The organism is Isoalcanivorax pacificus W11-5 (assembly GCF_000299335.2).
Lineage (GTDB): Bacteria > Pseudomonadota > Gammaproteobacteria > Pseudomonadales > Alcanivoracaceae > Isoalcanivorax > Isoalcanivorax pacificus.
The window spans coordinates 1,656,231-1,667,966 of the sequence record NZ_CP004387.1 but is presented as its reverse complement, the minus strand read 5'-3'; the positions used below and the strand labels follow the sequence as shown (position 1 = coordinate 1,667,966).

Below are 11,736 nucleotides of genomic sequence, written 5' to 3'. Positions count from 1 at the left end.
AGCGCCGGCCATGATACCGCCCCCGGCAAAAAAGACACCGCTTCGGCATGATCCGGCGATAGCAAGCCCCGATGTTGGCCGCAACGCCCGCCACCGGAAGAAAAGCCTGCACCCACCGGACTTGATTTAAGTCTTTCTTCTCAGTTACAAAGAGGCTTCCGCGACGCAATCGGGGTGGAGACTGCGACGTGGCTCAGATATCAGGAAATAGGTCGTCTCTCGCGGCCAGTGATACATACATAAAAACAGCCTCAGGCCATAACAATGAAAATCCGACACGTACTCATGGTCCTCGCGGCCATGGTGGGTTGTGTGCAAGTTGCCGTTGCCCAGGACGAAGGGCTTTCCCAGCGTATCCAGACTCTCAAGCAAGGTGTGCTCGACCTCAACCGTGACCTGACGCTGCTTGAGGAAGAACTCCTCTACCCCAGCTCCCAGGCCGCGTTCTTCCTGTCCGTGGATGTCGGCACGCCGATCCGGCTGGTGGATGTGAACCTGACCCTCAACGGTCAGCACGTCGGCTACCACTTCTACACGGATGCCGAGTTCGACGCACTGACCAAGGGCGGCATCCAGCGCCTGTACACCGGTAACATCCAGAGCGGGCGCAACGTGCTCGAAGCCACCATTACCGGCTACGACCCGCGCGGCAAGGATTACCAGAAAACCACTTCCTATACCTTCGACAAAGGCCCCGGACGGAAGCTGATCGAACTGCGCGTGGTGGACGATCTTGACGCCATGCAGCACCGCTTCGAATTCCGTGAATGGGACGAGTGACCATGCGCCGCCTTCCCCGTCGACTCGGCGCCGTGGCGCTGGGCGTGCTGATGGCGTTGACGTCGGCCAGCGCCCAGGAGAGCAGCACCCGCCTGGTACTGTTCGAGGACATCCCGCTCGGCCCGCTGTCACTCGGGCTGGAAGAACAGCGCTATCTGGCGTTCGGCGAAGCGATTTTCGATTACTACAGCGATCATCAGTTCGCCGCCCTGTCCGGGCTGAAAGTAAACCAGGTGCGCGGCCTGTTCGACGAGCACACCGAGTATGCCGAACTATTGCTCGGTGAACTGTTCGTCAACTACGGGCTGCCCGCCCAGGCCGAGGAAATCTTCGATCGTCTGCTCAAGCAGGACATCCTCTCCCGCACCCGCGCGGAAACCTGGCTGCACAAGGCCGACCTGCACTATCGCCAGGGGCAGTACGACGCCGCGCGTGACATTCTGGAAAGCAACCGCCTGCGCGACCTGAAACCCGAACAACAACCGCGCCGGCAACTGATGCTGGCCAACATCCTGATCAACCAGGGCGAATTCCGCGCCGCCACCCGCGAACTGGACGCCGTCGACCCGAACAGCCTGGCCGGCGCGTACGCCGGCTACAACATCGGCGTGGCCATGATCCGCGCCGACCAGACCGACGCCGGCCTGGCCCGGCTCGACCGTGTTGCCGGGCTGCCGCCGGGCGATGAGGAAATCAATGCCCTGAAAGACCGCGCCGCCCTGGCCATCGGCCTGACCGAGCTGCAACGCCAGCGCTTCGACCAGGCCCGCGCCGCCCTGCTTCGCATCCGCGCCGACGGCCCGTTTTCCAACGAAGCCCTGATGGCGCTCGGCCTGGCCAACTACGAACGCGGTGCTGCACGCGCCGCCCTGCCCTTGTGGCTGGAGCTGGTACGCCGCAACCCGGCGCACGAATCCGTGCAGGAAGCCATGCTGCTGGCCCCGCGCGCCTACGAAGACCTCGGTGCACAGACCCAGGCGCTGGCCGGTTACCGTTTCGCCGCCGAGCAATTCCGGAACGCATTGCGTGACATCGAACAGGCCATCCGCAGCGTCGACGAGGCCGGCTGGCTGGCCAGCCTCACCCCGGACCAGGTGGACAGCCGCAGCAGCGACCCGATGGCCTGGCTGACCCGCTTCGGCACTGCCCGGGGAGCACAGGTAACGTATCTGCATGCGCTGTTCGCCGAACGTGGTTTCGCCGAGAACTATCGCCAGTATCAGCAGCTGGTACGCCTGCGTGACACCCTCGCCCGGCACCAGCGTGAACTGCCGGTGTTACTGGCGACTCTGTCACAGCGACAGCACCAGCTCGATGGTATTCTGCCGCGCATACGTGCTGAGCTGGTGGCCTTGCGCCAACAGCAACAACAACTCTCAGACAGCACGATGTTGCTGGCGATGGGGATGCCCCGGCAACTGGACATCGACACACCGGAAGATCTGGCTGGCCTGCCGCAACTGATCATGTGGCAGCGCATCGACGCCCTGCTCGACAGCGGCCGTGGCAGCAGCAGACAGCGTGACCGTCTCGCTCGCCTGCGCGGACTGCTGCTGTGGGACATTGCAAACCAGGCCCCGGAACAACGCCAGCGACAAGAACAGGACAGTGCTGCCCTGCGCACCGACGCCGAACTGGTCGGCCTGCGTATTGCGGCACTGGAACAACTGGTGCGGGATGCCAGCCTAGCGCTGCGCAGTGACCTGGGGGCACGTCTGAACGCACAAGAACAACGCATCGACCGGCTGCTGGCCGACGCCGATAGCGCCATCAATGATCTGGGGCAGGTGCTGAAAAACGACGCCTTGCGGGTGCTCGCGCAGCAGCGCGTGCGTCTGGGCGAGCACCTGGCCGAGGCACACCTGTCTGCGGCCCGCTTGCAGGACACCTCCGCCAACAGCGGACGGGGGGACCGCCCATGAGACGTTTTCCCCTGCAACGGCTGTCCGCAGCCATCATGCTCGTGTCCGGCACGCTGACCTTTGCCGGCTGCGCCAGCGCACCGCCCGCCGATCCCGCCGCCGGCCGCTACAGCGGCACGACGCTCGCAGATCTGGAACAGCACGACATCGTCATCGAACAAAAAGCACTGGAAAACGCCTCCCCGGAAATGGCGCTGGAAAACTACCGCCGCGCCATTGCCCTGCTGCCGGAACCGGAACAGCGCGCCCGGCCGCTGCGCCGCATGGCCGACCTGGCCATGAACACCGCCGAACGCCGCAGCTTTGATGACCCCGCACAACAGGCTGCGCCGTCGGTGGACACCACCGGCGAATATGATCGCAACATTGATCGCATGCTGTACGAGAATTTCCTGCGCGAAGCCGAAACCGCCACCGACCGCGAACAGCGTTACGCCCTGCTCGGCCTGGCCGGCGACATGCGCTCCAACCTGCAGGACGCCGATCTCGATACCGATTTCCGCACCGCCATCCTGCTCTATCGCACCCTGCTGGAAAGCACCCGCGACCCGGCCGAACGTGCCGACGCCTGGTACCAGCTGGCCAAGGCCTACGACCTGGCCGGCGACCTGAACGGTTCGTTGCAGTCACTGGAAGCCCTGGTGCGCGAACACCCGGACAGCGAGTACTACGTCGAGGCGCAATTCCGCCGCGGCGAGTTGCTGTTCGCCAACAGCGAATTCGACACCGCCGCCGACGCCTACGGCGCAGTGATCCGCACCGGCGGCGATAACGACTTCCTGCTGCAATCGCTGTACAAGCTGGGCTGGAGCCATTACAAGCTCGGCGACTACCGGCTCGCGCTGACACAGTTCTTTGCGCTCACCGACCGTCTGCATGGCAAACCCGAACTGGACAACCCGGCCACCATGCAGGCCAAGCTGATGCAGGATACCGCGCGCGTCATCAGCCTGACCTTTACCAATCTCGACGGCGCCGAGTCTGTACACCAGTGGTTTGCCGAGCACGGCAGCCGCCCCTACGAAGGCGATGTCTATCGCAACCTGGGCGACACCTATCTGCAGCAGGAACGCTTCCGCGACGCCGCCGACAGCTACGACCGTTTCGTCAGCACCTACCCGGACGGTCCACGCGCACCGGAATTCTCCACCCTGCAGATCGAGGCCTACCAGAAAGGTGGTTTCCCGACGCTGGTGCTGCCGGCGAAGGAACAGTTCGTCGAGCGCTACGGCGTCAACAGCCGCTTCTGGGCCGCCCAGCCGGATATCCGCGCCGGTTATGTGGACCTGCTGAAAGGCCATATTCTCGACCTGGCCCAGCACTACCACGCGCTGGCGCAGCAGACTGCCGGCAAGCAGGCCTCCCCCGCAGAAGCCTACGCCGCGCCAGTGCGCTGGTACCGCGAATACCTGGACACACCGCCCCCGGCAGCCAATCAGGCCAGCATCAATCACCGCTATGCCGAAGCCCTGTACGCCGCGCAGGACTACGCGGGCGCCGTGGCAGAATTCGAGCGCACGGCCTACGAATATCCGGACTACGCCGACGCCGACAGCGCCGGTTATTTCGCGCTGGTGGCCTATCAGGCACTGATGGGCGGCCTGCCCGCCGACACCGAACAGCAGGCCGCCGCCCGCGACGCCTGGCTGCAACGCAAGATTGCCAGCGGCCTGCGCTTCGCCGCCGCCTGGCCCGCGCACGAACAGGCAGCGCAGGTGCTGTACAACGTCAGCGAAGACCAGCTCTCGCGCAACGACGTCACCGGCGCCGTCGCCACCGCCGGCCTGCTGGTCAATCGCCAGCCGCCACCGCCGGCGGACATGCTGCGCTACGGCTGGGCCACCATTGCCAACGGCGAATTCGATCTGGGCCGCTACGATGTGGCGGAGTACGCCTACAGCACCCTGATCGGCCTGCCCAGCCTGAGCGCCACGGAAAAGACCACCTACCAGGAACGCCTCGCCGCCAGCGTGTATCGTCAGGCCGAAGGCCTGCAGGAAACCGGCGAGCTGGCCGCTGCGGCCGCCATGTTCCTGCGCGTCGCCGACGTGTATCCGCAGGCGAGCATCCGCAAGAACGCAGAATTCGATGCCGCCACCCTGTACCTGGAGCTGGCAGACCACGGCAGCGCTATCACCATCCTGGAAGATTTCCGCAGGCGCTATCCGGATGATCCGCTCACCGCCACCGTGCCGGACAAACTGGCGCTGGCCTATGAAAAGACCGGCAACTTCGGCGCTGCCGCGCTGGAGCTGGAACGCATTGCCGACACTTACGCCGACAGCGATCCCGAGCTGGGCCAGCAGGCGCTCTGGCAGGCTGCCGAAATGCAGGACCGTGCCGACGACCTGGCCGGCTCCGTGCGGCTGTATCGCAAATACGTCTGGGCCTACCCGGACCCGATCGACGTGCGCGCCGAAGCCCAGTACCGCCTGACCTCGCTGTATGAAAAAGGCGGCGACCTGGAACGCCGCGACTTCTGGCTCGACAAGCTGATCCAGACCTGGCGCGACGCCGGCGATGCCCCCAGCGTGCGCATTGCCTACCTGGGCGCCTGGGCGGCCTTCACCCTGGCCGAACCGAAGTTCGAGACGTTCCGCGACATTCGCCTGACCCAGCCGCTGCGCCGCAGCCTGGAGCAGAAAACCACCGCCATGCGCAGTGCACTGGCCAGCTATGAGCAGGTCGCCGCCATCGGCGTGGCCGAGTTCGCCACCGCCGCCAACTACAAGATCGGCGAAATGTACCGTCAGCTCGCCCTCGACATCATGGACAGCGAACGCCCCGGCAATCTGGACGAGCTGGAACTGGAAATGTACGAGCTGCTGCTGGAGGAACAGGCGCTGCCGTATGAAGACCAGGCCATCGATATCCTGATCGCCAACACCGATCTGGTGGTGGACGACATCTATGACGAGTGGGTCAAACAGAGCTTCGCCGCGCTGGGCGAATTGCTGCCGGGACGTTACGCGAAATTTGAACAGGTCGAACCCTATGTCGACATCATTTACTAAGCTGTCGCTGGCCTTGCTGTGCAGCACAGCGCTACTGCACGGTTGCAGCACCACCCCTGTGCCCGGCGACGGCGAACGGGCCGTATCGCGCTATGCTGACCAGCGCACCGGCTCGGCCGCCGCCGACAGCGATGCCGTGCATATCCCGCCGGTGCCTCACGATGCTGCTGCAGAACCGATGGCAGCCGCCGCCATGAATGATTATTTCAATGCCCTGCAGGCGCTGCGCGATGGCGACGCGGCGCGCGCGGAAAGCCTGTTCCGCGACATCGCCGAACGCTATCCGCTGCTGTCCGGCCCGTGGGTGAACCTGGGCCTGATCGCCTTGCAGCAGGACCGTTTTGACGACGCGGAAAACGCGCTGCGCCGCGCGCTCCAGGTCAATGCACGCAACCCGTATGCACATAACGCACTGGGGCTGGCACTGCGCGAGCAGGGCCGTTTTGATGAAGCCGCCGCGCATTATCAGCAGGCCGTCACGCTCGACCCGATGTACGCCCGCGCCCATTTCAATCTCGGCGTGCTGGCCGAGCTGTACCTGCAACAGCCCGCCGACGCGCTGGCGCATTTCCGTCGCTACCAGGCGTTACAGAAACAGCCGGACCAGACCGTCGCCAACTGGATCACCGACCTTGAACGGCGCGTGCCCCAGGCCGCCGTCGCCGCAGAGGACAACAAATCATGAGCTTGCGCCTGCTGCTGCCCGCCCTGCTGCTGATCCCGTTCTGTGCCCACGCCCAGGACGCCGAACCGGCCGTGGGCACCAACATCATCGGCACCCAGGAAGCCCCCACCGTGCTCAACGTGGTGCCCTGGAAAGACCGCGAAGTAAAACTCGAACGCAAGGACCCGACCTCGGCACTGCTCGACCGGGTACTGGAACCGCTGGACCCGGATGTGCTGATGCGCGAGGTGGAATACCACCAGTTGCTGAACCAGCGCAGCCAGGACGACAGCCTGTTCCTGGACTGACTTCACCCTATCAGGGTGTTGAAAAAGCATCGAAGATGCTTTTTCAAGCCACCTTTGCGGCGCAGGTCCGCAAAGGTGGACACGGAAAATCAACCGCTTGTCGCGTTTGATTTTGCTGACGGCCTGATCAGCCGTCAGCACAGGCTGTCTTCAACAGCCTGCTACGCCAACCACTCTCAACACTGCTCAGGAGATCCACATGTCAACTGCGACCCTCGATACCGCCACCACCGTTGCGGATCCGGGCCTTGTTGCCACCATCGTCGCCTTCATCCAGGACGGCGGTCTGTTCATGTACCCGATCCTGGTGGTGCTGGCCGTCGGCCTTGGCATTACCCTGGAGCGCATCATCTACCTGCAGAGCGTCAAGGGCCGCAACCGCAAAGTCTGGGCCGAGATTTTCCCCCTGCTGACCAAAGCCCAGTTCCGCCAGGCGATGGAAGCCGTGCGTGAAAACGACACCGGCATCGCCCGCGTGATCGGCTACGGCCTGGAACGCGCGCGCACCTCGCGCCGCCACGAAGACGTGGAACTGGCCATGGAAGAGGGCCTGATGGAAGTGCTGCCACGTCTGGAGACCCGCACCGGCTACATCGCCACGCTGGCCAACATCGCCACCCTGCTCGGCCTGCTCGGCACCATTCTGGGTCTGATCGCGGCCTTTACCGCCGTTGCCAGCGCCGACCCGGCACAAAAGGCCGACCTGCTGTCTGCCTCCATTTCCGTCGCCATGAACACCACCGCGTTCGGTCTGATCACCGCCATTCCGCTGCTGCTGGCCCACGCCTTCATCAACTCGATGACCAGCAAGATCGTCGACAGCATGGAAATGGCCTCGGTGAAATTCATCAACGTCTACCGCCTTGCCATCAGCCAGCAGGAACAGCGCAAGCCCGATGCCGAGTAAGCGCCAACCGTTAACCACCCACTTGCTGTCAAGGAGCCGGTATGCGGTTTCGCAAACGAGAACGTGACGACGAGGTGGAGCTGAACATCACCGCTTTTCTGAATCTGATGGTGGTGCTGATTCCGTTTTTGCTGCTGAACGCGGTGTTCGCGCAGGTGTCTGTCCTGCAACTGAACCTGCCGTCGGACAACGCAGCCCCCTCTGACCCGGACAGTCAGCGGCCGTTGGTGCTTGAAGTACTGATCTATCAGGACCGTTTCGAGGTGATCGATCGCCAGAGCGGCCCGTTGAAGATCGTGCCCAACACCGAAGACGGTGCGCACGACCGGGATGCCCTGCACACTTTCCTGGTGCAGGTGAAAGAACAATTTCCGGACATTACCGACATTACCCTGCTGTGCGAGGACGATACATCCTACGAACTGCTGGTGCAGACCATGGACACCGTGCGCCTGCGCAACGTGACGCTCAACGGCCAGCGCATCAAGCGTGAGCTGTTCCCGGACATCGGCATCGGTTCGGCACCGCCGGATGCACGCCGTGCGGGAGGTGCGTCATGAGAAAGCAGTCACCGCGCGCACAGCGCAAGGCACGGCATTACAGCCGCCGCCGCAAGGTCAGCGGCCTGAACCTGACCGCGCTGATGGACATCTTCACCATCCTGGTGTTCTTCCTGCTGGTGAACAGTTCCAACTCACAGCAGTTGCCGGACAACCCGGACATCGTGCTGCCCGAGTCCACCGCCCAGGAAGTGCCCAGCGAGGTGCTGACGTTGCAGGTCAGCCAGAACATGATCCTGCTGCAGGAGCGCCCGCTGATCAGCGTCACCGACGCCATGGCCGGTGAGGAGCGCACCATTGCCGCCCTGGTCACCGAACTGAATGGCTTTGCTGCCCGCGCCGCGCAACTGACCGGCCCGATGGAAGACGGCCGCGAACTGATGATCATGGCCGACCGGCAGACCGACTACGCCGTGCTGCAACGCATCATGCAGAGCGCCAACCAGACCGAGTACACCAGGCTGGCGTTCGCCGTGCTGCGCACCAGCGAGGAGGACGAGCAATGAGCCTGGACCAGCACTCGGCAAAGGCCGCGCCCGCCCCGGCCCAGCGTCCGCGCTCCATGGTCAGCGGCACCCTCGCCTGGGACCCGCTGCCGGGGGAACGCCTGCGCCAGAACAGCATCCTGGCACTGCTCGGCCTGCTCTGTCTGTTCCTGATCATCATGATCGAGAACACCACGGTGCCGAAGGTGGACCGTACCACGGAGGAAGTCCCGGAACGGCTGGCGCGCCTGGTGGTGGAGCGCAAGAAAGAAGAGCCGCCTCCCCCGCCGCCGGAACCCGAACCGGAGCAGCAGCAGGAAGAAGTGAAACCGGAACCCGAACCGGAGCCGAAACCCGAACCGCAACGGCGCCCGCCGCCGACACCGGAACGGGTGGAACAGGCACGCGAACGGGCCAAACAGGAACTGCAGGTATTCGAGGACTCGCTGGCCGGGCTGCGTGACATGGCGCCGGTGGTGCAGGGCCGCGAACTGCGTCGCGGCGGCGACGAAGCCGCGACCATCCAGCGCGACCTGCTGACCAGCCGCGCCGGCTCGCGTTCCGGCGGCATCGCCACCGGTTCCGTCTCCAGTGGTGGCGGCGGCAGCGGCACCCTGTCCGGGGGCCAGGTGGCGCAGGTGGAAAGCAGCATCGCCAGCAACGCCGAAGCCGCCTCGACGGTACGCCAGAGCAGCGACGGCAAGAGCCGCCGTACGGAGGAGCAGATCCGCCGCACCTTCGACCGCTACGCCGGCCGTATCAACAGCGTTTACCAGCGCGCCCTGCGCAGCAATCCGGCGCTGCAGGGCACGGTGATCGTATCGCTGGTGATCGAACCGGACGGCAGTGTCAGCGGTGCGACCATCAAGTCCACCGAGCTGAACGACGAGGAGCTGGAACGCCGCGTGATCCTGGTGATCCGCAGCATGGACTTCGGCAGCCTGCCGGTGGAAACCTGGCGCGGGGATTACCCGATCAACTTCTTCCCGAGTTGACCGGGCTGCCGCGCAAACGCTGTCCCGGAAAAAGAGAAGGCGCCATTCGGCGCCTTCTCTTTTTCCGCCACGCTGTCACCCGAAAGAATGGACCGCCTGCAGGCAATCAGGCGTGACGGCAGCGCCGTCCCGATAACGCGCGCTCAAGGCGCGCATCCAGCGAACCCAGCGCTGGTCTGCCGCCATGGCCAGGCGCCTCAGCGCTTCCTGATGCACCGCCCGGGCAAACGGCCCGTCCTCCCCGGCATCGCCGCTGAGGTTATCCAGCGACACCCGGAAATCGTGACCGCAGGCGGCACAGAACAGCAACTCCAGCGCCTGGGGTGCCACTTCCACATGCAGGAAGTTGGCCTGCTGGGCGGCATCGCGACCGTCCGGCGCATACCAGTAGCCATAGTCCTCACGGGTCCGGCGTTCAGCACCGGCCACGCACCAGTGCGCCACTTCGTGCAGCGCACTGCGGAAATAATCGCGGGTATAGAGAATCCGGTTCGGGGCACCCGGCAGATAGACCGGCTCGTCGGCGCCGCCTTCCAGGCGCGTGTCGTAGGCGGCGAGAAAAACCTGCGCAAACAGCCACTCCAGGTCACCACTGTCAAACCGCGCCGGGAACTTCGCTGCCCGTGCCGCGTCTGTCTGCTGCGACCGCTGATCCGGTTCGCCAGCCTCGTCACAATGCGGTAGATTAGCCGCCCTCATAAGGGGTTCCTGCCTGTGTCCATTCTCTCTGCCAGCCGGCGCCTTGAGCTCTCGCTGCAACTGAAACTCGCCCTGCCGATTCTCGGCGGGCAACTGGCCCAGACCGCCAACGGCTTTGTCGATACCGTGATGGCCGGCCGCGTCAGCGCCACCGACCTGGCCGCAGTCGCCGTGGGTGCGAGTGTCTGGGTGCCGCTGTTTCTGTTCATGGCCGGCGTGCTGATGAGCGTTACGCCGATCCTGTCACGCCAGCTCGGCGCGGCAGCTTACCATCGCATCAGCCCGCTGGCACAGCAGGCACTGTGGCTGGCGCTGGGCCTGGGCCTGTGCGGCGCGCTGGTGCTGCGCAGCATGGCCCCGGTGCTGCACTGGATGGACGTGGACACGGCCATGCGGCCGATGGTGCTGGGGTATCTCGAAGGGCTGAGCTGGGGCATTCCCGGCGCCGCGCTGTTCCTGGCGCTGCGCAGCTACACGGAAGCCATGGCCCACACCCGTCCGGTGCTGTGGATCAGCGTCATCGGCTTGCTGATCAACATTCCCACCAACTACGTGCTGATCTACGGCAAGCTCGGCTTCGAGCCCCTGGGCGGTGCCGGCTGCGGCTGGGCCACGGCCGTGGTGTTCTGGTGCATGGCGCTGATGATGGCGCTGTATATCCGCTTTCACCGGGCCTACCGGCGCGCGCGCCTGACCCTGAAACCGCTGGTCTTCGAGCCGAAACAGGTCAGCTATATGCTGCGCCTGGGGCTGCCGGTGGGCATGACGATTTTCTTCGAGGTGAGCATCTTTGCCGTGATTGCGCTGCTGATCAGCAGCCTCGGGCCGGTGATCGTGGCCGGGCACCAGATCGCGCTGAACTTCGCCTCGCTGGTATTCATGCTGCCGTTGAGCCTGGCGATTGCCGTGACGGTGCGCATCAGCAATGAACGCGGTCGCGGCGATGGCGAGGCCGTGCGCCGGGCCGCCAGCACATCACTGTGGCTGACGGGTGGCGCCGGCATCTGCGCCGGTATCTGCCTGTGGCTGCTGCGCGAGCAGGTGCCGCTGATCTATACCGACAACCCGGCGGTACAGCAACTGGCTGCCGGGCTGTTGTTGTACGCGGCACTGTATCAGGTGTCCGATGCGTTCCAGGTCGCCGCCAACGGTGCCCTGCGCGGGTTCGAGGACACGGCGGTGCCGATGGTGTACACGCTGCTGTCCTACTGGGGTATCGGGTTGCCGGTGGGGTTTATCCTCGGTCGTACCGACTGGCTGGTGCCGGCCATGGGCCCGGCCGGTTTCTGGATTGGCCTGCTGGCCGGGCTGACCAGTGCCGCCGTGCTGCTGGGCTGGCGCCTGCGCTGGCGGTTGCGGCAGGTCATCCGCGCCTGAACGACAACGCCCGGCGACGCCGGGC

Annotated in this window: 11 protein-coding genes; 10 read left to right on the top strand and 1 reads right to left on the bottom strand. The window is 64.8% G+C overall.

The window, feature by feature from the left end; all coding sequences use genetic code 11:
• The first annotated feature begins 264 nt into the window (after positions 1–264).
• From S7S_RS07510 to S7S_RS07470, 9 genes are all read left to right on the top strand, one after another.
• Positions 265–780 carry a hypothetical protein gene (locus tag S7S_RS07510; RefSeq protein WP_238582950.1) on the top strand — a complete coding sequence of 172 codons (516 nt, stop codon included), beginning with the start codon at positions 265–267 and terminating at the stop codon, positions 778–780.
• A gap of 2 nt (positions 781–782) precedes the next feature.
• Positions 783–2,702, top strand: a complete 1,920-nt coding sequence (locus S7S_RS07505) for a tetratricopeptide repeat protein (RefSeq protein ID WP_035204103.1) — start codon at positions 783–785, stop codon at positions 2,700–2,702.
• Positions 2,699–5,716, top strand: a complete 3,018-nt coding sequence (locus S7S_RS07500; RefSeq protein ID WP_008735631.1) for a tetratricopeptide repeat protein — start codon at positions 2,699–2,701, stop codon at positions 5,714–5,716. Before S7S_RS07505 ends, S7S_RS07500 begins: the two co-directional genes overlap by 4 nt.
• Positions 5,697–6,401 carry a tetratricopeptide repeat protein gene (locus S7S_RS07495; RefSeq protein ID WP_082027662.1) on the top strand — a complete coding sequence of 235 codons (705 nt, stop codon included), beginning with the start codon at positions 5,697–5,699 and terminating at the stop codon, positions 6,399–6,401. Before S7S_RS07500 ends, S7S_RS07495 begins: the two co-directional genes overlap by 20 nt.
• Positions 6,398–6,688, top strand: a complete 291-nt coding sequence (locus tag S7S_RS07490; protein WP_008735626.1) for a hypothetical protein — start codon at positions 6,398–6,400, stop codon at positions 6,686–6,688. The genes S7S_RS07495 and S7S_RS07490 overlap by 4 nt, the downstream gene beginning before the upstream one ends.
• Positions 6,689–6,887: 199 nt before the next feature.
• Positions 6,888–7,595: a MotA/TolQ/ExbB proton channel family protein gene (locus S7S_RS07485; protein ID WP_008735625.1), complete on the top strand. Its 708-nt coding sequence runs from the start codon at positions 6,888–6,890 to the stop codon at positions 7,593–7,595.
• A gap of 41 nt (positions 7,596–7,636) precedes the next feature.
• On the top strand, positions 7,637–8,155 hold the full coding sequence (locus tag S7S_RS07480; protein WP_008735623.1) for an ExbD/TolR family protein: 519 nt from the start codon (positions 7,637–7,639) through the stop codon (positions 8,153–8,155).
• On the top strand, positions 8,152–8,661 hold the full coding sequence (locus S7S_RS07475; RefSeq protein ID WP_008735621.1) for an ExbD/TolR family protein: 510 nt from the start codon (positions 8,152–8,154) through the stop codon (positions 8,659–8,661). Before S7S_RS07480 ends, S7S_RS07475 begins: the two co-directional genes overlap by 4 nt.
• On the top strand, positions 8,658–9,635 hold the full coding sequence (locus tag S7S_RS07470; protein ID WP_008735619.1) for an AgmX/PglI C-terminal domain-containing protein: 978 nt from the start codon (positions 8,658–8,660) through the stop codon (positions 9,633–9,635). The genes S7S_RS07475 and S7S_RS07470 overlap by 4 nt, the downstream gene beginning before the upstream one ends.
• A gap of 75 nt (positions 9,636–9,710) precedes the next feature.
• Here S7S_RS07470 and S7S_RS07465 read toward each other — a convergent pair whose 3' ends face one another.
• A complete protein-coding gene (locus S7S_RS07465; RefSeq protein ID WP_008735618.1) occupies positions 9,711–10,334 on the bottom strand; it encodes an elongation factor P hydroxylase in 624 nt (207 codons plus the stop codon).
• A gap of 15 nt (positions 10,335–10,349) precedes the next feature.
• Between S7S_RS07465 and S7S_RS07460 the strand changes: the two genes are divergently transcribed.
• Positions 10,350–11,711, top strand: coding sequence for an MATE family efflux transporter (locus S7S_RS07460; RefSeq protein WP_008735617.1), 1,362 nt, complete (start codon positions 10,350–10,352; stop codon positions 11,709–11,711).
• The last annotated feature ends 25 nt before the right edge of the window (positions 11,712–11,736 follow it).